This is a genomic window from Arthrobacter sp. StoSoilB22, from assembly GCF_019977315.1.
GTDB lineage: Bacteria > Actinomycetota > Actinomycetes > Actinomycetales > Micrococcaceae > Arthrobacter.
In genome coordinates, this window is sequence record NZ_AP024652.1 from 4,348,207 (window position 1) to 4,371,210 (window position 23,004).

Below are 23,004 nucleotides of genomic sequence, written 5' to 3' on the forward strand. Positions count from 1 at the left end.
CATGTTTAAGGGTTTCAAGGACTTCATACTTCGCGGCAACGTGATTGAGCTGGCCATTGCCGTCGTCATCGGCAGTGCCTTCACCGCTCTTGTCGGAGCCTTCACCAACCACATCATCAACCCCGTGATCGCTGCCGCCGGCGGCATGAACGCCGAAGGACTGGGCTTCAAGATCTGGGAGAACAACCCCGCTACGTTCGTTGATTTCGGCGCCGTGCTGACCGCCCTGGTGACGTTCGTGATCACCGCGGCCGTGGTGTACTTCATCTTCGTGGCACCCATGAACAAGATCAACTCCCTGGTCAAGGACCGGCTCTCCACCGAGGAGCCCGAGGAGGAGCCGCTGCCTGCAGATACTGCGCTGCTGGCCGAAATCCGCGATCTCCTGAAGGACGCGGCCGCCGCCCGCAACGCAGGCCAGGGTTCGGACCTCGACCCGGACCTCGATTCGGACCGCATCCGCTAGGCCCCGCTCTCCGCGATCGCCCCTTTCCGGTTGCTTCACTGAACCCGGTTGCTTGAAGAACCCGGCGTTCTCCTCGCGAGAACGCCGGGTTCTTTGCGTTCACTGGGCTGTCCCCGGAACGTGACGCACAGGCAATCGGTTCGAAACAGGGGCAGGGCAGCATGAAAGCATGAAGCCCAACCCGAGCACTCCCGTCACCGCGGACCTCCTCTGTGATGTCTGCGGCCAGTTGCCCGAACCGCCCAAGGCCCGCCTCACCCTCGCCAACATCGCGGTCATGCTTCCCATCGAGCTCCTGGTCCATGCCGCAGTGGTGGAAACCCATCTGCCCTACGTGGCCAAGGTCCTGTTGCTGGCGGTCACGGCCACCGTGCTGGTCATCTGGGTGGCTGAGCCGTCTGCCGCGAAGGTTCTGCGGCGTTGGCTGCACGGCGCAGCCCTTCACCAGCGCAGGCAGCTTCATCTGGCGCCCTCGCTGTGGCGCGCGCGTACCCTGCTCCACGACCAGCCGGGATCACTGCAGAAAATCACCCAATCACTCGCGAAGTTGGACAGCAACATCCTCAGCCTGCATGTCCATGTGACGGCCGGAGCCGGTATGGAGGGTGCGGTGATGGACGAGTTCGTGCTCTCGGCACCGGGGAGCGTCACCGAACAGGAACTGCTGAAGGCACTGCACGACGGCGGCGGGCGTGAGTCCCAGGTTTGGCCCACCACCGCACTGGCCATGGCCGATGGCCAAACCAAGGCGCTGAGCCTCGCCACAAGGGTCGCCGGGAATCCGCAGGAACTCCCCCTGGCTGTCGCCGAGCTTCTTTCCGCGAAAGTAGTTCCCATCGATCCGGAACGCCCGGGCAGCGAGGCGACAACCGGCGTCGGGCCTTCAACAGACATCCTCAAGATCCCGACGGCCTGGCATGGACCACTGGTCTTCTCTCGTGCTGGCGAGCCGTTCACTCCGGCAGAATCGGCGCGTGCGCACCGGCTCGCCGAGCTGGCAGAGATTCTGGCATACAGTTCGGCCTCAACGGAGGGACAGCGGGGTTAGGCAGGGCGCCGCAACGGGCTCGGTCACATTCGGCGGGGAGCGCAGGTATACCAAAACCCTTGACAGTGCCGCACATCACATCTAGTTTTGTTTTTGGGATCCCAAAGCGGGATCCCAAATGATCCCGCTTCCGGCTGTGGTTCCGCCCCATCGATGGGCAGGCCCACAACAGCTGCCGCCGGCGCGGGTCAGGCTGCAGCGGTATCCCGCCCGGCTCATCCCCCCAAGACATTCCATCCCGTTGACTCCTAATGAAGGAGAAGCTGTGTCTCCCCAAAACACCCAACTGGCAACCGAGGAAACCCAGGAGAACGAGCCCACATCCGGCAAGAACGGCGTGCAGCGACGCACGAACGTCCGCTGGAAGCTCTTCATCCTGCTTCTGGTCCTCGTCGCGGTCAATTACATAGACCGTGGTTCCATCTCCGTAGCCCTCCCCATCATCCAGAAGGAATTCAACCTGCCTCCCGAGCTCGTCGGGCTCTTGTTGTCGGCCTTCTTCTGGACCTATGCCCTGATGCAGATCCCCGTCGGTTGGCTGATCGATAAGTTCGGCCCCCGCAAAATGGTCACCGCTTCCTGCATCGGCTGGGGCGCGGCCACGGCCGCTTCCGGTTTCGCTGGCGGATTCGTCAGCATGTTCATCGCCCGCCTGGGTATCGGCGTCACTGAAGCCGGCGTCATGCCGGCAGGTGGCAAGCTCAATGCCATCTGGATGCACAAGAAGGAACGTGGCCGCGGCGCCACCATCCTCGACGCCGGAGCTCCCCTTGGCGCGGGCCTGGGCGGCATCCTCATCACCTGGCTGATCGCGTCCACCGGCAGCTGGCGGATGTCCTTCATCATCGCCGGAGCAGCCACCATCCTCATGGGCCTTGCAGTCTGGTGGTACATCCGCGACAACCCCCGCCAGCACAAGGGCGTCAATGAGGCAGAAGCCGCCTACATCGAGGCTTCCCACGCCGAGGACGATGCCGAGGCCGCAAAGGAAGGCGCCCAAGGCAAGCGCGCGCTCCTCCCCTACTTGAAGTTCCGGTCCTTCTGGGCCATGTGCTTCGGCTGGCTTGGCTTCAACGGCGTCTTCTACGGTCTGCTGACCTGGGGTCCGCTTTACCTGGCACAAGCCAAGGGCTTCGACCTCAAGACCATCGGCTGGTCCACGTTCGTCATCTTCGGTGCCGGCTTCGTCGGTGAAATCCTCGGCGGCATCATCGCCGACAAGTGGCGCGCCTCCGGCGCATCCGCGAACCTCGTCATGCGTACGCTGCTGGGCATCTCCAGCGTCGTCGTGGTGAGCGGCCTCGTAGGTGTCACCATTGTCGCGGACCCGATCACCGCCGTCGTGCTTCTCTCGGTGGTCCTGTTCTTCCTGCGCTGGGTTGGCCTGTTCTGGTCCATCCCGTCCATCCTTGGTGGCCGGACCAACGCCGGTGTCCTGGGCGGTGCCATGAACTTCAGCGGCAACATTGCCGGATTCGTCACCCCGATTGTGGTAGGCCTGATTGTCGGGGCCACCGGCTCCTACACCTGGGCACTGCTGTACTTTGTTGGATCCGCCGTCATCATGGGCATCTCGGTGCTGGCACTGGATTACAACAAGCGACTCCCGGTCTGACTCGCATCGACCGGTCCGGCCGGACGGTCCTGAACCGCCGGATGGCCGGATGCCCGTCGGGTCGCCGGGCGCACTGCCTCACACATTACGAATTGGAGCTGGACATGCTTGCCGCAGAAGACACGAAGAACACTGACCGCCCCCTCCGGGAGTCTGTGCGTGACACGCTCCGTTCCAGGATTTTTGAGGGGCACTATGCGCCCGGCACCCGGCTGGTGGAACGCGATCTCGCCGCCGAATTCAATGTCTCCCGCCTTCCCATCCGCGAAGCCCTGAGGATGCTCCGGCAGGAGGGCCTGATCCGCGACCGCGCCGGCCGCGGCTCCGAGGTCAGCGGGCTGAGCCCCAAGGACGTGGAAGATCTCTTCGATGTCCGCCAATCCCTTGAGGTGCTTGCCTGCCGCCTGGCCGCCAAACGAGCCACCGTGACAGATCTCGAACACCTCCAAGGCCTCCTGAACGAGGCCGACCGCTGCCTGGCCAAGGGCTCCATTCTGGAAGCCCACCGCGCCAACAGCGAATTCCACGATGCCATCACGCGCATCGCCAACAACGATTTCCTCCGCTCCGCACTGGAACCCCTGCAGGGACGCATGCATTGGCTCTTCCGCCATGTCAGCGACCTCCCGGAACTCATCCAGGAACACCGCGACCTCTACGCCGCCATCGCCAGTGGCGATCCAGACCGCGCCGCCGCGCAATCGGCGTCGCACATCGGCAAGTACCGCGAGCAGTTCCCGCAGGAGTCCAGCGCGACGGAGCCCAAGCTGCAACGGAAGAAACCATGAAACTCCTGGTCATCAATCCCAATATCAGTGACGACGTCACAGCCCTGATCGAAGCCGAAGCACAGCGGTCGGCGGGTCCGGATACCGAGTTGATCGTGCGGACCGCCGGGCACGGCGTCGAATATATCGAGACGCGCTTCGAGGCACTGATCGCTGCGGGTGCGGTTGCCGAACTCATCGCCGAATACGGGCACGACGGCGGCACTCACGCCGGGGACGAACCCGGCGGAACCGCGGTGGACGGCGTTGTGGTGGCTGCCTTCGGAGACCCCGGCATGCCGGCCTTGAAAGAGCTGGTGGACGTACCGGTCATCGGCATCACCGAGGCCGCCCTGTGCGCAGCAGCACTGCAAGGCCACAGGTTCTCCATCATCGCCATTTCGGACCGCATACAAGCCTGGTACCTCGACTGTGTTGAACGATTCGGCTTCGGTGGCCGCCTGGCCTCCATTCGCTCCATCAACCAGAGCCTGAACTCGATCGGCTCCGTACAAGCCGATTTCAAGGAAACCCTCTTGGCACTTAGCCGGCAGGCCGTCGACGAGGACGGCGCCGACGTCGTGATCCTCGCGGGTGCACCGCTCGCCGGACTGGCCCGGGAACTTGAAGGCCACATCCCCGTGCCGGTGGTTGACGGTATCTCGGCCGGCATTCGTATGACGGAGGCCGTGGTGGCCCTGCGTTCCGGCGCCCATCGCAGCGGTTCGTTCGCAGCACCGCCGGTGAAGGCCAGGCGGGGCCTGTCGCAAGACCTCGACGCCGCCTTGGCCACAGCGCAGTCGGCCCACCGCCCTGCCACTGTCTAGAACTTTTCAAGAACAAAGGAGGACGACGATGTCCCAACTCCCCGATCTCGTCATTGCCCACGGCACCGTGGTCAACAGCTTTGGCCGACAGGACGCCCATGTAGTGGTGGACGGAGGCCGCATCATCGAGCTCATTGACGCCACCGAGCCCGTTCCTGCCGCCGTCCGCACCGTAGAAGCGGTGGGTCAACTGGTCATTCCCGGCGGCGTGGACGGCCACTGCCACGTGGCCCAAGTGACCGGCCGCTTCCGCACCCTGGATGACTACCGGACCACCTCCACCGCTGCGCTGTGGGGTGGGACCACCACCATCATTGACTTCGGTATTCCACGCGACGCCCAGGAAACTCCCCTGGATGCCGTCCTGAACAAGAAACGGCTCGCCGCCGATTCACGCTGCGACGTCGCACTGCACGGGGCAGTGGTCACGTGGGACGAGACCGTCCCGTGGCAACTGGAGCAACTGGCCGCCGAGGGTGTTCGGTCCGTGAAGATGTACACCACCAACCGTGGTTCCACCATGGCCGATGGAGATACGGTCCTGAAGGTCATGCGCGAAATGGTTCGCCTGGACGGCCTGACCTACATCCACGCCGAGCACGACGCCATCATCACCGACTGCACGGAACAACACGCCTCCGATGGCCTGATCGGGATCGAGCACCTGCACCGGACCCGGCCGGAACTCGCCGAGGAAGTATCCGTCAAAGAGACGCTTGCCATGGCCGAGTACACCGGGGCTCCCGTGTACTTCGTGCACCAGTCAACACCCGGCGCCGTGGACCTGGTGACCGAGGCCCGCGAGCGCGGGCAGGAGGCGTACTCCGAGACGTGCCCGCACTATCTGACCCTCGATGACACTGTCTACGGTTCGGCGTTTCCCGAGTGGTACGCGTGCTGCCCGCCCATGCGCAGCGCCGAAACAGTGGCCGCTCTCAAAGACCGCCTTGCAGCCGGAGCCATCCACACGGTTTCCTCGGACCACTCATGCTACGACCTCTCCCAAAAACGCGAGCGCACCGACGATGTCCGCTACATGCCGCACGGCCTGCCCGGCGTTGAGACCCGCATGCCGGTGAGCTTCACCGCTTTGGTTTCCGAAGCCGGCGGATCCGTGGAGGACTTCGTGGAGGTCTTCTCTGCCGGCCCCGCACGGATCAACGCCGTGCCGCGCAAGGGCGCAATCGTGGAAGGTTTCGACGCCGATCTGGTGGTCTTCGATCCCGTCAAACAGCAAACCGTCGACGGCGGCGCGCTGCACATGGGAACTGATTTCTCGCCCTTCGAGGGGAAGACGCTGAACGGCTGGCCCGCCGTCGTCGTCTCCGCTGGTCGCGTGGTACTCGACGGCGACGGTTTCCATGATCCAGGGCCCGTGGGACGTTTCGTTGCCCGAAACGGCTTCACCGAACACCGCGACTCGCTGGCCGTGCCCGTTTCTACGCTTACTCTCTAGGAGCCACCATGCCTTCCAACAATCGCGCCACCCGGATCGGAATGATCGTGCCGTCCTCCAACACCTGCCTGGAGCCGCAGACGTACCGGATCCTCGGCGATCGCCAGGACGTCACCATCCACTCAACGCGCATCCCGGTAACCCGCATTGCCTTGGACCATTCCTCGGACAAGCAGTTCGATTCCTCGGTGATGCGTGCTGCGGCCGAGCTGCTGGCCACGGCTAATGTGGACGTGATCGCCTGGAACGGTACCTCGGGATCGTGGCTTGGCGCTGCGCATGACCATGCTTTGGTCCGCGAGATCACAGAGGCCACGGGCATCCCTGCCACCACGTCCACGCTCGCTTATCTTGACGCGTTCGCGTCGTTTGGAACCGAGCGGATCGGGCTGTTCACGCCCTACACCGCCGACGTGAACGAGTCCGTGATCTCGTCCTATGCCCGTGAAGGGATCAAGACGGTCGACCACCGGCACCTGGACCTCAGCGACAACGAGTCCTTCGCGCGGGTCACCGACCAAGAGATGCTTCCTGGGTCACTCGAGTTGGCAGCTTCGCACCCGGATGCCTTGGTCTACCTATGCACCAACCTGTACGGCGCCAACATCACGGCGGAGGTGGAAAGCCGCACCGGAGTACCCGTTCTCGATTCCGTGGCGGTCACCCTCTGGCATGCCCTGAAGTTGGCGGGAGCCCCACTGCTCGACGCGAAGTGGGGCCGTTTGCTGGCTGACGCTGTGTAGCGTCAGCCAGCTCTCCGGATCCAGCTCAGTTGATGAGCTGGATCCGGATGCCTGCGCCGCGTTCCTTCACCACCATCCGACGTTCCACTGCTCCCGTTTGGGTGAGCCATACAACGCTGCCGTCAGATGTCACGGCCTCCACTACGCCCTGGTCCACGATCTCGTCGCCGCGCCAGATCTGAACTTTCAGACCAACCAGCGACCTCCAGTTGGTCACACTCTTTCCCCTTGCCTGTACGAAGGGTGCTCCAAATAACGAATCCTTCTTACGGTGCTGCAATGGGTGGCTCCTAGCGTCCTGGACAAACTTTCTGTACAGGAAGTGTGCCGTCGCCGATGCTCACATGACGCGAATACCATGCCCAGTTGTGTGACCTGCGTCAATTACAGCGCTTTGACCGCCCCCAGCACCTTGGTCAAGGAGTCCTTCGCGTCGCCAAACAGCAGGGTGGTCTGGGGCTCATACAGGAGCTCGTTCTCAATACCGGCAAATCCGGGGCGCATGGAACGTTTGAGGAAAACCACCTGCCGGGCGTCGGCGACCTCCAGAATGGGCATACCGTAGATCGGAGACCCCGAGGTGGTTTTTGCGGCAGGGTTCACAACATCGTTGGCCCCCACCACCAACGCGACATCGGTGGTCTTGAACTCCGAGTTGATGTCGCTCATCTCCTTCAGGGACTCGTAGGGCACGTTAGCCTCGGCAAGGAGTACGTTCATATGGCCCGGCATGCGCCCGGCCACCGGGTGGATGGCGAAGTCCACCTCAATTCCGCGTGACTCCAAGGCCGAGGCCAGCTCCGCGGCAGTGTGCTGGCCTTGGGCCACTGCAAGGCCGTATCCCGGGACGATGATCACCCGCTGTGCATAGCCGAGCAATACTGCCACGTCCTCCGCGCTGGAGGATCTTACGGGCCGCTCACTGACGGTGGTTGAACCTGCGGTAGATCCGCCCTTGAAAGCCCCAAACATGATGCCTGCAACACTGCGACCCATCGCGGCAGCCATGGCGCGGGTGAGGATGGTGCCGGAAGCCCCCACCAGCGTCCCGGCCACCACCAGGAGGACATTGCCTAGCACCAGTCCGGACGCCGCGACAGCCAGGCCAGTGAAGGCGTTCAGGAGTGAAATGACAATCGGCACATCCGCGCCTCCCACCGGCAGCACCAGCAGGATTCCGGCACCAAGACCCAAGAGCAGCAGGAGCAGCGCCACCACCAACCAGCCGTTCAGGATCACCACAATTCCAGCACCCACTGCGGCAAGCAGCACCACGGCCATCAAGGCTGGTAACCCGGGAAATGTCACCGGCCGGGTGGTCATGAGCCCTTGAAGTTTGGCGAAAGTGACACCGGAGCCAGCAAAGGACACCGCACCCACCAGCAACGTGAAGACAATGGCCAGGCGAACCCACGGATCGCCCGAATGGGAGAGTTCCAGCAACGCCACCAGCGCCGCAGCACCACCACCCACACCGTTGAAGAGTGCCACGAGCTGCGGCATCTGCGTCATGTGCACCCGGCGGGCCACCGGCGCAGCCACACCCGAGCCCACAACGATGGCCCCCAGAATCCACGGGATATTGTCCAGTTTCACAGAGACAAACACCGTCAACACAGCCAGCAGAGCGCCAAATGCTCCGATCAGGTTCCCGCGCCGGGCAGTCCGTGGTGAACTTAGGCCCTTAAGGGCGAGGATGAAGCAGGCCCCCGCGGCGAGGTACAGCAGCGAGGTCCACGTGGGGTTCAGAAGCGTCATGGCCGGCGCTCCTTCTTCCCCTGCTCCACGGTGGCGGCCGGCTCCGCGCCTCCGCGGCCTTCAGGAACGGCAGCGTTCGACGGCGGCCGCTGCCGTCCGCGGAACATCTCCAGCATCCGGTCGGTCACCACAAAACCACCCACGAGGTTAGCCGTGGCAAGGACTACGGCCAGCAGCGCAACTGCCAACACCCACGGGTCAGCGGCCTGTCCCGCCACAATGATGGCGCCCACCAGGATGATGCCGTGGATGGCATTGGCGCCTGACATGAGGGGCGTATGCAGGGTACTGGAGACCTTGGAAACAACCTCAAAACCCACGAATACCGCCAGCACAGTAATCGTTAGCAGGCTCATGCCATCCATTAGCGCACTCCTTCACTACCGGGTTCGCTGCCGGGTTCGCTACCGGGTTCACTGCCAGTGCGAGAACCGCCGGATGGTGAACCGCTGGCTCCGGAGGCGCCGGCATTCCCGCCTACAAGGGGCGCAGCCTCTCCAGCGAGCGCCGCAAGTGCCTCCGCAGTTGGTGCGTGGAGGACTTGGCCGTTGTGGGTGAGGCACGTGCCTGCAATGACTTCATCCTCAAAGTCCGGAACCACCACGCCGTCCCGAGTCATGAGTGCCAGGAGGTTGGCGACGTTCTTGGCGAACAGTCGTGAGGCATCCGCAGGCATTGCCGATGCCGCGTCTTTGATTCCCACGAGTGTCACTGTGCCCTGGCCATCGCCGGTGGGGATGGGGATGTCCTGCCCAGGGATGCTCCCCTCCACGTTTCCGCCGGATTCCGCAGCCAAGTCCACCACCACGGACCCCCGGCGCATCCCTTGGACCATTTCGCGGGTCACAAGGAGTGGGGCGCGCCTTCCAGGCACGGCAGCAGTGGTGATGAGGACGTCGGCCTGAGCCACGTGCGGCGCCAAGAGGGCTCTTTGGAGGGCACCCCGGTCCGCGCTGAGCTCCCTGGCGTAGCCGCCCGAAGCCTCTGCGGTTTCAAGGTCCAGCTTGATGAAGGTTCCTCCCATGGATGCCACTTCGTCCGCCGAGGCGGGTCGGATGTCATTGGCGGACACGCGAGCACCTAGTCTTTTGGCGGTTCCGATGGCCTGAAGGCCGGCAACCCCGGCCCCGAGCACCAGCACGCGGGCGGGCGGAATGGTCCCAGCCGCCGTCATGTACAGCGGAAAGAACCGCGGGAGCCTCATGGCGGCCTCGAGAACACAGCGATAACCGGCCACCAGGGCCTGCGAGGTGAGCGCGTCCATGGACTGGGCTCGCGATATACGTGGGACCAGTTCAAGCGCAAAGGAGGTGATGCCCCCGGCGGCGAGCGCCCGCACCGTGGGCAGCTCCGAGGACGGCGACCCCAGACCAACGGTGACCGAGCCGCGTGGGAGAGCTCCCGCCGTCGACGGTTCCAGGGGACGCACGTGGCAGTAGACATCCAGCGATCCGGGAACCAGTGATTGCACCACTGACGCGCCCGCAGCCAGGTAGTCGTGGTCGCTGTGGCCCGATGCCAGCCCCGCGCCGGACTCCACATCCACCTCAAGGCCCAACCCCATCAGTTGCTTCACCGTTTCCGGCGTTGCAGCAACACGTCGCTCACCGTCAAGCGTCTCGCGCGCTATGCCTGCCTTCACCCGCCACCCCTTTTCCGGAACCCTCCAGACTCAGTTGGCATGAGTCTATGACTGCAAGGGGCCCGGCGGGAGTAGGGGCTGCGCTATGTGCATAAGTCCACTAAGGTCGGTGGAAGCTGGGAGCAACCAGCACCACACCGTCGACGAGCCGGTTCCGGCCGTGCCGTCGGAAAGGAACGCCACTATGGACACCTTCAAAATCGGTTACTTCGTCGGAAGCCTGGCAAGCAATTCCATCAACCGGGTCCTCTCCAAGGCCCTCATCAGCGTGGCGCCGCCGGAACTCGAGTTCCATGAGATCGCCATCAAAGACCTTCCGTTGTACAGCTCGGATTACGATGCTGATTTCCCGGCGGCGGGCCGGGACTTGAAGGATGCCATCGCCGCATCGGACGGCATCTTGTTTATCTCGCCCGAGTACAACCGCTCTATTCCCGGCGCCTTGAAGAATGCCATCGATTGGGGTTCACGCCCGTGGGGCACCAATTCATTCGCTCGCAAGCCCACCGGAATCATCGGCGCATCGCCGGGCGGTATTGGAACAGCCGTGATGCAGTCGTCCATGCGCAGCGTTTTGAGCTTCCTGGATGCGCCACAGTTGAACGCACCTGAGGCTTACATCCGCTTCGTCGCAGATGCGTACGACGACGACGGTTCAGTTAAGGACGAAGCGACAGCCGGGCTTCTGCGCCACTATATGGAGGAATACAGCGCGTTCGTTCAGCGCGTCCTCGCCGCCAACGCGCCCGGCCACATCGGTGATCAGGAACCGGATTCGGCAAAGCTCACGCGGTAACACCGCTCCGGGTGCCGGGCGGCATGCCCGCAGGCGGCTGGACAGGCGCTTAGGTGTCCCGCGAACCCGCCATCAGCTGGCCGATGATGCTGGTCTCCAAGTGCTCCAACAGGTGCCGCGGATTGTCATAGACTTCCGCGGCACCGGCGTCGCGCAGTTCGGCTTCGCTGATTCCGCCGCAGGTCAGGGCGATGACGGGAACGCCGATCGCAGCTCCGGCCTTTACATCCCACACGGCGTCGCCTACGAACACCACATCCTCCGGACCGAGCCCCAGCTTTTCCAGGCAGGCCTCGAGGATGTCCGGTGCGGGCTTGCTCTGCTTTGCGTCGTTTGAGCTGGTCCACGCATCAATGGAGGATCCGGCATCGAGAAGGTGCCTGCTTACTTCAAGGTCGCGTTCCTGCGCTGACGAGGCCAAGCCCACAGCCAGTCCCGCGTCCGAGCATGCAGCCAGAAGGTCACGGACCGAAGCGAAGGTGCGCAGAGCCGGCCAAAACGTTGAAAAGACCGCACCGTGCGCGGACTTGAGATCTTCCTGCATGTCCTCGGGACAGTCCGGGATCAGACTCTGGATGAGCCGGTCACCTCCCATGCCAACCCTTCGGTGAATGGCGGACATTTCGACATCCAGGCCTTCGCGTCGGAACGCTTGCCACCACGCCATGGCATGGAAGTAGCTGGAATCGATCAGGGTTCCATCCACATCGAAAAGAACGCCGCGTTTCTTTTTTGTCGCTTCATCAGTTGCCACAGCTGACCACCCCTGCGTGTGTCTGCGCTTGCGCACCTTGGGCGGCCAGCGCGGAGTCGATCACTGGTTCCTCAAGCATAAGTACCGCATACCGCTCAGCCGAAGCTGGTCTTAGCAGCCCCGTTCCTGCAACTTCACGGATGGCTGCGACTCCCTCAACAGCCTCGTCCATGGTGGAAAACTGCTTGGACAGACCCATCAACACGTCGTCGCCGTCCACCATCAGAATCCGAAATTCCCCATCAGGCGTTTCAGCCAGTTCCAAATGCCCGGCCATCCGAACCTCCTCGTCTTCGATGCCAAACAGCATAGTAAGACTACTTAGTATAAACCTCTCAGTAATATTGCGTCACGCGGGAATTAGGCGTGTGCAACTTGTTGTTGTCACAGGCATGACAACAATCGGAATCATCGGTGCAGGACACATTGGCAGCCAAGTCGCCCGCAAAGCGGTAGAACTCGGCTACGACGTGGTCATCAGCAACTCCCGAGGGCCGGAAACCCTCCGTGAGCTGGTGACCGAACTCGGGCCGCGCGCCCGGGCCGCAACGGCAGGTGAGGCAGCAGCAGCAGGAGATTTCGCCGTCGTGACCGTCCCTTTGAAGAACTACAAGGACATCCCCACCGAGCCGCTTGAGGGCAAGATCGTCATCGACACCAACAACTACTACTGGGAGCGCGACGGCCGGATCGCTGAGCTGGACAACGGAGAAGCCACCACTTCCGGCCTGCTTCAGAAGCACCTGCCCACCTCCAAGGTAGCCAAGGGCTTCAACCACATTTTCGCCAAGGACATCACCACGGACGGCACCGCTGCCGGCACGCCCAACCGTCGCGCCCTGGCCACCTCCAGCGACTTCCCCGAAGCCGCCGAGCTTGTCACCAAGCTCTACGACGAATTCGGCTTCGACACCGTCAACATCGGCCCACTGGAGGACAGCTGGCGCGTAGAACGTGACCGCCGCGCCTACGTCATCCGCCAGAACGCGGAGGAACTCCGCGGGAACCTCGCCAAGGCAACGCGCACGGTCTAACCCGGAACGCACGACGGCGGCAAGCGGCTTACGCTTGCCGCCCCACCTCTTGCGGGCGCCGTGAATTTTGCGGGTGCCGTGAATTTTGGGTCGAAATCGTGTCACGAATCGGGACCACGGCGCACTTTATGGGTGGCTGCCTCTCTAATGCCTGGCGCATCAGGCGTTCGGGAGGCAGCTGCCCCCGAAGCGTCCTACCCCGAGGAGTTCCATGTCCACCAAAATCTCGAACTGGCCCGCAGCGACGCCCATGTGGGTTGACCTGGGCGTTGACGATCTCCAAGCGGCGAAGGCCTTTTATGCAGACCTCTTCGGATGGGATTTTGTTGCCGGCGGTCAGGACGCCGGGGAATACTCGCTTGCACACGTCGCCGGGCGGGCGGTGGCGGGCGTAGGGCCCAAGCAGGATCCGGATGCGCCCACCGTATGGACAACGTTCCTGGCATCGGATGACGTCAATGTCACCGCCAAGAAGATCAGCGCGGCCGGCGGAGAGCTGCTTGCCCCTCCCTTCGACGTCATGGAATCCGGGCGAATGACGCTGGCGACTGACAGCGTGGGCGCAACCTTCGGCGTGTGGCAGGCAGGCACCCATATCGGCGCGGAACGCGTCAATGAGCACGGCGCACTGTGCTGGAATGAGCTCCACACCCGGGACTTCGCATCGGCGCGGTCCTTCTACTCCGAGGTCTTCGACGTCAGCTACCAGGACGTCACCGAAGACGGCTTGGTGTACTCCACCATTCGCAGGCCGCTGGATGGCCGGGAAGTGGGCGGGATTCAGCATGACGTTGACCTTCCCTCCGGCACCCCCAACCACTGGCTGACCTGGTTCGCCAGCGACTACGTTGAGGGCACTGCGAATCGGGCCGTAGAGCTCGGCTCCAGCCTGCTGATGCCTGTCACCGAAAGCCCGCTGGGACGCATGGCCATCATCCAAGCGCCACAAGGTGAGGTGTTTGGCATCATCGACGCACCCCGAATCGGCGAGTAAACACCCGGCCCGCGCTCAGGCAGCAGCCGGGTTGAGCGCCTCGGCTATGACCTCATGCGCATGGGCCGCGGCAAGCGGAGCGGCCAAGCGGTGGACCGCCTGGAACGTCCTGCGCACGGCAGGACCGTGCCAATCGGGCGGTAAGTAGTCAGTGGGGAGGTTTGGATCCCGGTACGGAAACTTGCGCCACATGGTGAGCATCGGAATGTAGTAGCGGAAGGCATCGCGACGCATCTCCTCGGTGGATTCAGCCAGTGCGATGTCCGGATCGCTGCCCACGAGCCCGGTCCAGTGCTGCTCCGCACCGTCGTAGAGTTCAAGGAATTCCGTAAACTGCTGGTCCAATTCCTTGAGGTCCCACCACTCCGAAATCTTGGGCCGCATAGGGCCATCAAAAACGTAGTCGCTCCGAAAGAGATCCACGAACTCGATCAACCCGCCAGCCGTGAGCCGCTCCCGGGCTTGCTCCAATTTATGCGCGGGAGCAATCCACACACCGTTGGCGACTGAACCAAAGCCCAAGGACAGCAGGGCTGATCGCAGCTGGTGCCGGCGGTTCCGCATGGATTCGGGCACGGAGAAGACCGCCAGCACCCAGGTATCTACCGGCGCGGGCTGCTCCGGGGCGAAGATCCTGCGGTCACCTTCCCGGAACACATCACTGACGGACTCCGAAATTTTGTACTTGGCAATCCCGCCCTCGCGGACGCTCTTAAGAACACCCTTGGCTTTGAGCCTGGAAACTGACGACCTCACGCCGGGAGCGTCGTAGCCCAGTGATCCCAACATGGAGATCAGCGCAGATACCGGCAATGCGTCGCCTGCATTTCGTCCGTAGAGGCCGAAAATGGTGACGAGCAGCTGCTGGTGGCGCACCGGGGGTGCCGGGACGGCGAACATCGAAGGATCCTCATTTCCGCGCCGCAGTTCCGGCGCCAGTCCAGTTCATCATAGGCGCGGTAATGCTTCCGGTCAGATTGCTTCAATGCCCATATTCGGCCCCGATCAACGGATCATGTGGAATGCCTGAGGCGCTCGTTCTTCTTCTGGAGACTGTCCGGCTAGCCGTGTCATAGTAAGCATGCTTACTATGGAGCCACGCTGATTCGAGGCTCACACCGCCCCGAAAGGTCCTTTCCGTATCAACGATAGGAAACACATCATGGCAGGAAATCTCGTAGCCCGCTCCATTCACGACCTCACCGCCGCGGCATGGTTTGGCGGCTCACTGATGGGCGCCATCGGACTTAATGGTGCCGCTGCAGAAGCGAAAGACCCCACCGAGCGCACCCGCCTCTCCAGCAAGGGTTGGGGAAAGTGGGCCCCCATCCAGACAGCAGCCTTCGCCGGACACCTGGCCTCGGACCTTGCCATCGCATGGGAGAACAAGGGCCGGATCGCCAAGCAGGACAACGTCGCCGCAAACACTGTCTACAAGACTGTGGTGACTTTGGCTGGAGCCGCCGTCACGTTGTACGCAGGTGTTGTGGGCAAGAAGGTGGATGAGCTCTCCGACGAAGGCGCCAAGGGTGCAACAGAACCTCGGGCCGGCGCATCCGATGAGTTGAAGTCCGCTCAGACCCAGCTCAAAGCACTGCAGTGGGCCATTCCGGCGTTCGCGGCTTGGGTGATCATCCTCGGCGCAAAGCACGGCGAGATGCAGCGGCCGAAGAACATAATCAAGGGCTTGCGCTAGCCACCCACCCCGCGTCCCCAACCACCACTGGCCGAGACGGCAGTGAATGACAATCCCATTGCTCACCATTGTCATCAACCGCCGTCTCGGCGTAGGGGGTCAGGCTCCTTTCAAAGCTTTGACGAAGTGTTCCGGCCATGGCTGTGCAGCTGCGGTTCCATGGGGGACGTACACGGTGGTGACCGTCCCGTAGGCGGCGACCTCACCGGCGTCGGACGCTACCTCAAAAGCCAGGGTCAGCGAGGTCCGGCCCAGCGCGCTTACCGTCACCGTGGCGGTGATGCGCTGGCCGAACCACAGCTTGGCCTTGTAGTTGATGACTTGCTGAACACGCGGAGCGCTGGGGAAATAGTCCGGCAACTCCAGCGAACGGAAGAGCTCGGCCTCCGCAGCCTCAACCCAGCGCAGAATGGCCGAGTTGTGCTGGTGCCCGGAGGCGTCGGTGTCCACCCATTCCACTGTTCGCTGGACAGACGCCTCCGGAAACCTATCCACGATTCTCCTAGCGGGCGCTAACGGCGGCGTCGTTAGGATCAACGTCGACGGCGGCGACTGCCACCTCAGGCTGCGGCTTCGGAATCATCGCCACAGCACCCGCGGCCAGAACCGCGATGCCGGCGAAGATTGCGAAGTTGGCCTCGAAGGGCAGCTTGGAGCCTGCGATCCAGCCACCGATCAACGGTCCGGAAATGGCACCCAGGCGGGCGAAGCTCAGGGCCCAGCCCGTCGCCGTGCCACGGACCTTGGCCGGGTAGTAGTCGGCAATGTAGCCGGTCAGCACCAGCGATGTGGAAATGGAACCAACGCCTGCGAAGGCCACGAACAGCAGGTTGACCACCATGGTGTTGGGGAAGACCAGCAGCATGATGCCCAAGCCGCCCAGGATGTAGAACACCACCAGGATGAGCTTCTTGCCGTACTTGTCTGCGGCGCGGCCAAGGAGCAGGCCCCCGATTGCGGAGGCGAGGCTGAAGACCAGCAGGAAGGTCAGTGACGAGCCGAGGTCGTAGCCGGCCTTCTTCATGATGCTCGGCAACCAGGTGTTCAAGCCGTACACCAGGACCAAGCCACAGAACAGCGAGATCCAGAAGAAAACGGTGGAGCGCAGGTACTTCCGGGAGAACATGGTGGTGATGGTCTTCCACCACGGATCCACCTGGCCGCCTTGGGCAGCAGGAACTGCCGGAGCCACAGCAACAACGGGCTTGTAGTTGGAGATGTTCAGCTTGGCGGCCAAGGCCTTGGCCTCGGACTTCCGGCCCTTCGACTCCAGGAATTCCAAGGATTCAGGCAGGAACTTCCAAATGATCGGAATCAGCACCACAGGTGCGGCACCGATCGCGATCACAGCACGCCAACCACCCATGGGCAGGACGAACAGCGCAGCCAAAGCGGCGGCAACGATGCCCAGTGAGTAGCCGGAGTACATGAGGCCGTAGTTGTAGGAGCGCTTGTTCGGCGCCGAGTATTCAATGGTCAGGGCCGCTGCCACCGGAATGACACCACCCATGCCCAGTCCGCCAATGAGGCGGAACAAGCCGAACAGCTCCGGCGTCGGCGCCCAAGCAGCGCCTGCTTGGGTGAGCGTGAAGATCGCCATGGAAGCCAGGAGCATTTTCTTGCGGCCGACGAGGTCGCTGAGCGTGCCGATGAAGAGGGCGCCAATAAGCATGCCAATCAGGGCATATGATCCCAGACCGCCCAAGGCCAGGGGGCTGAGGTTCCATTCTTTGTACTCGGCAAGTGCCGGCAGGATAGCGCCCAGGACGCCGACGTCGTAACCTTCGGCGAGGATCGCGAGCCAGCAGCAGAACAACACCAAACCGGTGGTCTTCTTGGGCACGTTCCAGTCGTTGACTGGTGCGGTGGCCATGGCTACTTCACCAAAACCGATGCTGCGGCGGACTCGGGAGTCCAGCGGAGGTGTGTGTTGACTTCTTCCATGTCGGCTTCCTTAAGCAGGGACAGGCGGGGACGAACGGCGTCAGTGCGTGAGCTCGGAGGCTTGCGGCGACCAGCACGGAATTGTGGGATCCAGTCGGCGCCGGGCCCCTGATATTCCTGCTCGGCCGCTGCGTGCAGCGTCCATTGGGGATCGTAAAGGTGCGTGCGTCCCAAGGCGATCAAGTCCGCACGGCCGGCCAGGAGGATGGAGTTCACGTCATCGTAGGTGGAGATGGCGCCGACGGCGATCACCGCCACGCCTGCAGGTGCGGCAACTTCCTGACGGATGCGGTCCGCGAACGGCGTCTGGTAGCTACGGCCGAAGGCGGGCTTCTCTTCCTTGGCGACCTGCCCGGTGGAAACGTCCAAGCCGGCGGCGCCGTGCTCAACGAACGCCTTGGCGATGGCCACGGAATCATCCGAAGTGTTGCCACCTTCGATCCAGTCTGTGGCGGAGATGCGCACCGTCACCGGTTTGCTGACAGGCCAAGCTGCACGAACGGCGTCGAACACTTCCAGCGGGAACCGCAGCCGGTTCTCCAAGCTGCCACCGTATTCGTCGGTCCGCTTGTTGGACACCGGCGAAAGGAAGGAGGACAGCAGGTAACCGTGGGCGGCATGGATTTCCAGGAGATCGAAACCGGCCTCGTCCGCACGGACCGTGGAGGCGACAAACTCGGCCTTGATGGCATCCATTCCAGCGCGATCCAGCTCCACGGGAGTTTGGTTCTCCGGGCTGTACGGCAAGGCAGAGGGACCCACGGCGGTCCAGTTACCGGATTCGAGCGGCTGGTCAATGCCTTCCCACATGAGCTTGGTGGAGCCCTTGCGGCCAGAGTGGCCCAGCTGGGCGCCGATCTTGGCGGTGGAACGGGCGTGAACAAAGTCCACGATTTCCTTCCAGCTCTCACGCTGTTCATCCGTGTAGAGGCCGCTGCAGCCGGGGGTGATGCGGCCGGCTTCGGAGACGCAGACCATCTCTGTCATGACCAGGCCTGCACCGCCGAGGGCCTTGGAGCCAAGGTGGACCTTGTGGAAGTCGCCCGGAACACCGTCCGTAGCTGAGTACATGTCCATCGGGGAGACCACAATGCGGTTCTTCAACTCCAGTTGGCCGATCCGGAACGGCTGGAACATGGCCGGAGCGACCTCTGTCAGCCCCTGCGAGGCAGCGAAGTCGCGGTCCACGGCGTCGGCGAACTCGGGATCGCGGAGCCGCAGGTTTTCCTGCGTGATGCGGCGGCTGCGGGTCAGCAGGTTGAACGCGAACTGTGTAGGGTCCTGGTCCTTGTACTGGCCGATGCGCTCAAACCATTCAAGGGATGCCTGGGCTGCACGCTGAGTGGAGGCAACCACGGGCCGACGCTCGGTCTCATAAGCAACCAAGGCGGACTCCACATCCGGGTGCTCGTGGAGGCAAGCAGCCAATGCCAGCGAGTCCTCCATGGCCAGCTTGGTGCCCGAACCGATGGAGAAGTGGGCGGTGTGGGCAGCGTCGCCCAGCAGCACTACGTTGTTGTGGCGCCAGCTCTCGTTGCGGACCGTGGTGAAGTTGATCCACTTGGAGTTGTTGGTGAGGACCTCGTAGCCGTTCAGTTCCTCGGCGAAGATCTCGCGGATCTTGGCGATGGCCTTCTCATCGGAGACACCGGGAGGGAAGACCTCGTTGGCGGTTTCGTCGAAGCCCGCGGCGTGCCACACGTCCTGGTGCATTTCCACGATGAAGGTGGAGCCCTCGTCCGAGTAGGGGTAACCGTGGATCTGCATGACGCCCCACTCGGTTTCCTTCACGAAGAACTTGAAGGCCTCGAAAACCTGGTCCGTACCAAGCCACATGAACTTGTTGGTACGCGGGTCCAGGTTGGGCTTGAAGGAGTCGGCGTACTTGGCCCGGATCTGGGAGTTGATGCCGTCCGCTGCGAGAACAAGATCGTAGTTGGCTTCAAGCTCCTCCACGGCAGGAGCCAGGGTACTGAAACGCACGTCCACGTTCAGTTCGATGCAGCGGCGCTGGAGCAGCTCCAGCAGTTCCTTGCGGCTCATGGCAGCGAAGCCCTGGCCGCCCACCGTGATCATTTGCTCGCGGAAGTGGATGTCGATATCGGACCAGCGTGCGAAGCGACGGCTCATGTACTCGGCCACTACGGGATCAGCGTTGCCGATGCCGCCCAGGGTCTCATCGGAAAACACGACGCCGAAGCCAAAGGTGTCGCTGGCAGCGTTACGTTCCCAGAGGGTGATGTCATGCGACGGGTCCAGCTGCTTCATCAGTGCTGCGAAGTACAGACCGCCAGGCCCGCCTCCAACGATTGCGATTTTCATGGTGTTGCTCCTTCTCAAGCCTGGCTCTGGCCGGCGGGGGTAAGTTGTTCGGTCTGGCTCGCTGTTTTGTCCTGCGCGAGGACCCTGTCGCGGAGCTTGAAGTGCTGGAGTTTGCCGCTGGGATTGCGGGGCAGTTCGTTGACGAAGCGGACATCCCGCGGGTACTTGTACGGGGCGATGGTTTGCTTCACGAAGTCCTGGATTTCCTTGCGCTTCCCGGCGTCGCCAGTGACGCCTTCGCGCAGGACGACGAATGCGCAGACGATGCTGCCGCGCTCTTCATCCGGAACCCCGATGACCGCGTTTTCCACAACATCCGGGTGCTGGTCGATGGCCGTCTCAACCTCGGGCGCACCGATGTTGTAGCCGGAGGAGACGATCATGTTGTCTGAGCGTGCCTGGTAGGTGAAGTACCCGTCGGCATCCATGGCGAACGTGTCACCGGTGACGTTCCAGCCACGGACCACGTAGTTGGCCTGCCGTGCGTCGTCGAGGTAGCGGCATCCGGTGGGGCCGATCACTGCCAGGCGGCCGATGTTGCCCGGGCCGAGTTCGTTGCCGTCGTCGTCCAGGATGGTGGCCCTGAAGCCCGGCACCGCGCGGCCAGTGGTCCCAGGGCGGATATCGTCCCCTGCCGCGGAAATGAAGACGTGCAGCATTTCCGTGGCGCCAATCCCGTTGATCAGCCGCAAACCCGTGGCCTCATGCACCGCTTCCCAGGTTTCCTTGGAGAGATGCTCTCCGGCGGAGACGGCCATACGCAGGCCCCTGAGGAGGTCTCCGCGCTTCTCTTTCAGGATGGCCCGGTAAGCCGTGGGTGCGGTGAAGAGGATGCTGGCTCCTGCCGCGGCTGCGGCTTCAGCAAGCTCCACCGGCCCGGCCTTCTCTGTGAGTAGCGACGACGCGCCGAACCTGAGCGGGAAGACCACCAAACCGCCAAGTCCGAACGTGAACGCCAAGGGCGGGGAACCCGCGAACACGTCATCTGCAGTTGGTTCCAGGATGTAACGGGCGAAAGTATCCGCGTTGGCCAGGATGTCCCGGTGGAAATGCATAGTCACCTTGGGCACGCCGGTGGTGCCCGACGTCGGTCCTAACAGGGCGACGTCGTCCGCGGCTGTGTCCACTGCCGTGAACTTGCCGCTCTTGTGCTCGCAGCGCGAGGCGAGGTCGCCGTCGTCGTCGAATCCATTGCCGGCCCCGTACGTCAGGACCTTGACCTCATCCGCCGCCGCGATCGCGAGCTCGTCCACGAACCGGTGATCAGAGATGGCGACCACGGGTTTGGTGAGTTGGATGAGGGTGGAGACCTCGGTGGAGCGCAGCATGGGCATGGTGGTGACTACTACGGCGCCGGCTTTCAGGACACCCAGCCAGGCAGCCACGATCCAAGGGTTGTTGGGTCCGCGCAACAACACGCGGTTGCCCGGAACGACACCGAGGTCTTCGGTGAGGACCTGTGCCACCTGGTTGGAACGCTGCTGGAGCTGACCGTAGGTCCATACCGAGCCGTCAGGGGTCCACAGGGCGGGACGGTCTGGGCCGTACTGCTCAACAGCGTCGTCGATCAGTACCGCCGCAGCGTTGAGCCGCTCCGGGTAGTGGAGTTCGGGAAGGGTGAATTCAAGCGCAGGCCAAGTATCGGCGGGCGGCAGGTGGTCGCGGGTAAACGTGTCCACGTGGGCCGATGGCATCATGCTCATGGCCGGTCCTTTCAGTGGTGCGTCGTTGAAGCGGATGGTTGGCGGAGATCTAATGCTGTTTAGGTGCCAGCCCGAATCATGCCCTCTTGGGCGACCGTGGCAAGCAGCCTTCCCTGACGATCGAAGAAGCGGCCCATGGCGAGGCCCCTGTTGCTTTGACCGGAAATGGCGTCCTGGGCGTAGAGCACCCAGTCGTCGGCGCGACCATCGCGGTGGAACCACATGGAGTGGTCCAAGCTGGCGGTCGCGAGTCCCGGGCTGGACCAGTTGAGTCCGTTCACCCGGAGCAGCGGCTCCAAAATTGTGTAATCGCAGACGTAAGCCAGCGCTGTGCGGTGGAGGTCGGCGTCGTCGGGCAGGGCGTCAAAAGCCTTGACCCAAATGGCCTGCTGCGGCACGGAACCGCCCTCGAGATCGATATATACCGGCCCTGGAATATGGCGCATATCGAAGCTACGGCCCGTCGACCAGTACTCCGCGGCTTGGCCGTCCACGCCGTCCAGCGCTTCGGCCGCAGTCCGCAGCGATTCAGGCTCGACGGCGGCAGGAGCCTCGGGCTGGAAGTCCGGGCCGCTCTCAGGGACCTGGAACGAACCCATGGCCGCGTACACGGCCTTGCCGTTCTGGAAACCCCGGACCGTGCGGGTGGAATACCCTCGGCCATCCCGCAGGCGCTCCACTTCGTACCGGACACTGGAACCGATATCCACGGGACGCATGAAGTAGCTGTGCATCGAGTGCAGAGTCCTGTCAGCTTCAACGGACCGCATCATCGCGGCCGCCGCCTGTGCCACCATGTCTCCACCATAGGCTTTTGGCCACGGCACGTACTGGGTGGTTGCTTCATAGGCTTCGTCGAACACCTCGGCCGCTGTGGGCGTTAGTTCAACTGCCTTAAGGAAGGTCTCGGACGTCAGGGTTCCAGTGATCATGGCTTAGGCCCGGCGGTAGTCGGCGAGGGTTTCGTCAGCCACGTCTTCGAGGTTCACCACGAGGTTCTCCGGCGTGCGCGCTGTGAGCCAGACGAGTTCTTCCGTGATGGACATGTTGGCTTCAACGTGGGGCATGAACGGCGGCACGAAAACCCAGTCGCCGGCCTTCATGTCGATGAACTCCGAGTAGTTCTCGCCGAAGTAGATGCGGCCGTGGCCACGTAACACATAGCCGCCGGTCTCAGCCTCGCCGTGGTGGTGCGGAAGTGAGCGGTACCCGGGGGTGTTGGACACTTGGCCGAACCAGATCTTGGTTGCCGGGGTGTGCTGGATGCTGACGCCGGACACGCGGATGCAGTCGCCGGACTGCGCAGTGTTGGTGTCCTCAGCTCCGGCGCGGGTGACAACCGGGACAACCTTGCCGTCAGCCTGCGCGTAGATGGAGTTATCGCCTTCGAGTTGGTACTCGGTAGTGGTCTGGCTCATGGGTTTTCTCCTTTTATCTGG

24 protein-coding genes are annotated in these 23,004 nt (G+C 63.0%); 11 read left to right on the top strand and 13 right to left on the bottom strand.

Annotated elements, in window-relative coordinates; all coding sequences use genetic code 11:
* Position 1: 1 nt before the first annotated feature.
* The 7 genes from mscL (at position 2) to LDN70_RS20175 (ending at position 6,922) form a co-directional block, all read left to right on the top strand.
* Positions 2 to 466, top strand: coding sequence for a large conductance mechanosensitive channel protein MscL (gene mscL, locus LDN70_RS20145; RefSeq protein ID WP_166841890.1), 465 nt, complete (start codon positions 2 to 4; stop codon positions 464 to 466).
* Positions 467 to 635: 169 nt separating this feature from the next.
* Positions 636 to 1,514, top strand: coding sequence for an ACT domain-containing protein (locus tag LDN70_RS20150; RefSeq protein WP_166841891.1), 879 nt, complete (start codon positions 636 to 638; stop codon positions 1,512 to 1,514).
* A gap of 265 nt (positions 1,515 to 1,779) precedes the next feature.
* A complete protein-coding gene (locus LDN70_RS20155) occupies positions 1,780 to 3,129 on the top strand; it encodes an MFS transporter (protein WP_223941225.1) in 1,350 nt (449 codons plus the stop codon).
* A 104-nt stretch (positions 3,130 to 3,233) separates the two neighbouring features.
* Complete coding sequence (locus LDN70_RS20160; protein WP_142937456.1) at positions 3,234 to 3,917, top strand: GntR family transcriptional regulator; 684 nt, start codon at positions 3,234 to 3,236, stop codon at positions 3,915 to 3,917.
* The gene (locus tag LDN70_RS20165; protein ID WP_142937455.1) at positions 3,914 to 4,723 is read left to right on the top strand and encodes an aspartate/glutamate racemase family protein; all 810 of its coding nucleotides are present in this window, start codon (positions 3,914 to 3,916) and stop codon (positions 4,721 to 4,723) included. The genes LDN70_RS20160 and LDN70_RS20165 overlap by 4 nt, the downstream gene beginning before the upstream one ends.
* 28 nt (positions 4,724 to 4,751) lie before the next feature.
* Complete coding sequence (locus LDN70_RS20170; RefSeq protein ID WP_223941226.1) at positions 4,752 to 6,179, top strand: amidohydrolase family protein; 1,428 nt, start codon at positions 4,752 to 4,754, stop codon at positions 6,177 to 6,179.
* A gap of 8 nt (positions 6,180 to 6,187) precedes the next feature.
* On the top strand, positions 6,188 to 6,922 hold the full coding sequence (locus tag LDN70_RS20175; RefSeq protein WP_223941227.1) for a maleate cis-trans isomerase family protein: 735 nt from the start codon (positions 6,188 to 6,190) through the stop codon (positions 6,920 to 6,922).
* Positions 6,923 to 6,947: 25 nt separating this feature from the next.
* Here the strand turns inward: LDN70_RS20175 and LDN70_RS20180 are convergent, their stop codons facing one another.
* From LDN70_RS20180 to LDN70_RS20195, 4 genes are all read right to left on the bottom strand, one after another.
* Positions 6,948 to 7,139: a hypothetical protein gene (locus tag LDN70_RS20180; RefSeq protein ID WP_223941228.1), complete on the bottom strand. Its 192-nt coding sequence runs from the start codon at positions 7,137 to 7,139 to the stop codon at positions 6,948 to 6,950.
* A 167-nt stretch (positions 7,140 to 7,306) separates the two neighbouring features.
* Entirely contained in the window at positions 7,307 to 8,680 is a 1,374-nt protein-coding gene (locus LDN70_RS20185) for an NAD(P)(+) transhydrogenase (Re/Si-specific) subunit beta (protein ID WP_223941229.1), read from the bottom strand.
* Positions 8,677 to 9,045, bottom strand: a complete 369-nt coding sequence (locus LDN70_RS20190; protein WP_223941230.1) for an NAD(P) transhydrogenase subunit alpha part 2 — start codon at positions 9,043 to 9,045, stop codon at positions 8,677 to 8,679. Before LDN70_RS20190 ends, LDN70_RS20185 begins: the two co-directional genes overlap by 4 nt.
* Positions 9,045 to 10,322: an NAD(P) transhydrogenase subunit alpha gene (locus LDN70_RS20195; protein ID WP_223941231.1), complete on the bottom strand. Its 1,278-nt coding sequence runs from the start codon at positions 10,320 to 10,322 to the stop codon at positions 9,045 to 9,047. The genes LDN70_RS20190 and LDN70_RS20195 overlap by 1 nt, the downstream gene beginning before the upstream one ends.
* Positions 10,323 to 10,506: 184 nt before the next feature.
* Between LDN70_RS20195 and LDN70_RS20200 the strand changes: the two genes are divergently transcribed.
* Entirely contained in the window at positions 10,507 to 11,118 is a 612-nt protein-coding gene (locus tag LDN70_RS20200; RefSeq protein WP_142937448.1) for an NADPH-dependent FMN reductase, read from the top strand.
* Between the two features lie 49 nt (positions 11,119 to 11,167).
* Here LDN70_RS20200 and LDN70_RS20205 read toward each other — a convergent pair whose 3' ends face one another.
* Both LDN70_RS20205 and LDN70_RS20210 read right to left on the bottom strand, forming a co-directional pair.
* Positions 11,168 to 11,872 carry an HAD family hydrolase gene (locus tag LDN70_RS20205; RefSeq protein ID WP_142937447.1) on the bottom strand — a complete coding sequence of 235 codons (705 nt, stop codon included), beginning with the start codon at positions 11,870 to 11,872 and terminating at the stop codon, positions 11,168 to 11,170.
* A complete protein-coding gene (locus tag LDN70_RS20210; RefSeq protein WP_223941232.1) occupies positions 11,862 to 12,182 on the bottom strand; it encodes a hypothetical protein in 321 nt (106 codons plus the stop codon). The genes LDN70_RS20205 and LDN70_RS20210 overlap by 11 nt, the downstream gene beginning before the upstream one ends.
* An 82-nt stretch (positions 12,183 to 12,264) precedes the next feature.
* Between LDN70_RS20210 and LDN70_RS20215 the strand changes: the two genes are divergently transcribed.
* The gene (locus LDN70_RS20215) at positions 12,265 to 12,906 is read left to right on the top strand and encodes an NADPH-dependent F420 reductase (RefSeq protein WP_223941233.1); all 642 of its coding nucleotides are present in this window, start codon (positions 12,265 to 12,267) and stop codon (positions 12,904 to 12,906) included.
* Between the two features lie 211 nt (positions 12,907 to 13,117).
* Positions 13,118 to 13,900, top strand: coding sequence for a VOC family protein (locus LDN70_RS20220; RefSeq protein ID WP_166841896.1), 783 nt, complete (start codon positions 13,118 to 13,120; stop codon positions 13,898 to 13,900).
* A 15-nt stretch (positions 13,901 to 13,915) separates the two neighbouring features.
* Here LDN70_RS20220 and LDN70_RS20225 read toward each other — a convergent pair whose 3' ends face one another.
* Positions 13,916 to 14,800, bottom strand: a complete 885-nt coding sequence (locus tag LDN70_RS20225; RefSeq protein ID WP_223941234.1) for a PaaX family transcriptional regulator — start codon at positions 14,798 to 14,800, stop codon at positions 13,916 to 13,918.
* Between the two features lie 262 nt (positions 14,801 to 15,062).
* Between LDN70_RS20225 and LDN70_RS20230 the strand changes: the two genes are divergently transcribed.
* Positions 15,063 to 15,596 carry an ABC transporter permease family protein gene (locus tag LDN70_RS20230; RefSeq protein ID WP_142937444.1) on the top strand — a complete coding sequence of 178 codons (534 nt, stop codon included), beginning with the start codon at positions 15,063 to 15,065 and terminating at the stop codon, positions 15,594 to 15,596.
* A gap of 99 nt (positions 15,597 to 15,695) precedes the next feature.
* On the opposite strand, the gene LDN70_RS20235 is transcribed toward LDN70_RS20230, so the two are convergent.
* The 6 genes from LDN70_RS20235 to LDN70_RS20260 are packed head-to-tail and all read right to left on the bottom strand — an operon-like array spanning position 15,696 to position 22,983.
* A complete protein-coding gene (locus tag LDN70_RS20235; protein WP_142937443.1) occupies positions 15,696 to 16,091 on the bottom strand; it encodes an acyl-CoA thioesterase in 396 nt (131 codons plus the stop codon).
* Positions 16,092 to 16,098: 7 nt separating this feature from the next.
* Positions 16,099 to 17,469: an MFS transporter gene (locus tag LDN70_RS20240; protein WP_142937442.1), complete on the bottom strand. Its 1,371-nt coding sequence runs from the start codon at positions 17,467 to 17,469 to the stop codon at positions 16,099 to 16,101.
* Positions 17,470 to 17,471: 2 nt separating this feature from the next.
* Complete coding sequence (locus LDN70_RS20245) at positions 17,472 to 19,862, bottom strand: bifunctional salicylyl-CoA 5-hydroxylase/oxidoreductase (protein WP_223941235.1); 2,391 nt, start codon at positions 19,860 to 19,862, stop codon at positions 17,472 to 17,474.
* Between the two features lie 14 nt (positions 19,863 to 19,876).
* The gene (locus tag LDN70_RS20250) at positions 19,877 to 21,565 is read right to left on the bottom strand and encodes an AMP-binding protein (RefSeq protein WP_223941236.1); all 1,689 of its coding nucleotides are present in this window, start codon (positions 21,563 to 21,565) and stop codon (positions 19,877 to 19,879) included.
* Between the two features lie 59 nt (positions 21,566 to 21,624).
* Positions 21,625 to 22,497, bottom strand: a complete 873-nt coding sequence (locus LDN70_RS20255) for an acyl-CoA thioesterase (protein ID WP_223941237.1) — start codon at positions 22,495 to 22,497, stop codon at positions 21,625 to 21,627.
* Positions 22,498 to 22,500: 3 nt separating this feature from the next.
* On the bottom strand, positions 22,501 to 22,983 hold the full coding sequence (locus LDN70_RS20260; RefSeq protein ID WP_142937438.1) for a cupin domain-containing protein: 483 nt from the start codon (positions 22,981 to 22,983) through the stop codon (positions 22,501 to 22,503).
* Positions 22,984 to 23,004: the final 21 nt, after the last annotated feature.

Bases quoted from the DNA above. Each gene is read 5' to 3' on its own strand.
- mscL (WP_166841890.1), top strand. From the start codon at position 2: ATGTTTAAGGGTTTCAAGGACTTCATACTTCGCGGCAACGTGATTGAG.
- LDN70_RS20150 (WP_166841891.1), top strand. From the start codon at position 636: ATGAAGCCCAACCCGAGCACTCCCGTCACCGCGGACCTCCTCTGTGAT.
- LDN70_RS20160 (WP_142937456.1), top strand. From the start codon at position 3,234: ATGCTTGCCGCAGAAGACACGAAGAACACTGACCGCCCCCTCCGGGAG.
- LDN70_RS20165 (WP_142937455.1), top strand. From the start codon at position 3,914: ATGAAACTCCTGGTCATCAATCCCAATATCAGTGACGACGTCACAGCC.
- LDN70_RS20170 (WP_223941226.1), top strand. From the start codon at position 4,752: ATGTCCCAACTCCCCGATCTCGTCATTGCCCACGGCACCGTGGTCAAC.
- LDN70_RS20175 (WP_223941227.1), top strand. From the start codon at position 6,188: ATGCCTTCCAACAATCGCGCCACCCGGATCGGAATGATCGTGCCGTCC.
- LDN70_RS20185 (WP_223941229.1), bottom strand. From the start codon at position 8,680: ATGACGCTTCTGAACCCCACGTGGACCTCGCTGCTGTACCTCGCCGCG.
- LDN70_RS20190 (WP_223941230.1), bottom strand. From the start codon at position 9,045: ATGGATGGCATGAGCCTGCTAACGATTACTGTGCTGGCGGTATTCGTG.
- LDN70_RS20200 (WP_142937448.1), top strand. From the start codon at position 10,507: ATGGACACCTTCAAAATCGGTTACTTCGTCGGAAGCCTGGCAAGCAAT.
- LDN70_RS20210 (WP_223941232.1), bottom strand. From the start codon at position 12,182: ATGCTGTTTGGCATCGAAGACGAGGAGGTTCGGATGGCCGGGCATTTG.
- LDN70_RS20215 (WP_223941233.1), top strand. From the start codon at position 12,265: ATGACAACAATCGGAATCATCGGTGCAGGACACATTGGCAGCCAAGTC.
- LDN70_RS20220 (WP_166841896.1), top strand. From the start codon at position 13,118: ATGTCCACCAAAATCTCGAACTGGCCCGCAGCGACGCCCATGTGGGTT.
- LDN70_RS20225 (WP_223941234.1), bottom strand. From the start codon at position 14,800: ATGTTCGCCGTCCCGGCACCCCCGGTGCGCCACCAGCAGCTGCTCGTC.
- LDN70_RS20230 (WP_142937444.1), top strand. From the start codon at position 15,063: ATGGCAGGAAATCTCGTAGCCCGCTCCATTCACGACCTCACCGCCGCG.
- LDN70_RS20240 (WP_142937442.1), bottom strand. From the start codon at position 17,469: ATGGCCACCGCACCAGTCAACGACTGGAACGTGCCCAAGAAGACCACC.
- LDN70_RS20245 (WP_223941235.1), bottom strand. From the start codon at position 19,862: ATGAAAATCGCAATCGTTGGAGGCGGGCCTGGCGGTCTGTACTTCGCA.
- LDN70_RS20250 (WP_223941236.1), bottom strand. From the start codon at position 21,565: ATGAGCATGATGCCATCGGCCCACGTGGACACGTTTACCCGCGACCAC.
- LDN70_RS20255 (WP_223941237.1), bottom strand. From the start codon at position 22,497: ATGATCACTGGAACCCTGACGTCCGAGACCTTCCTTAAGGCAGTTGAA.
- LDN70_RS20260 (WP_142937438.1), bottom strand. From the start codon at position 22,983: ATGAGCCAGACCACTACCGAGTACCAACTCGAAGGCGATAACTCCATC.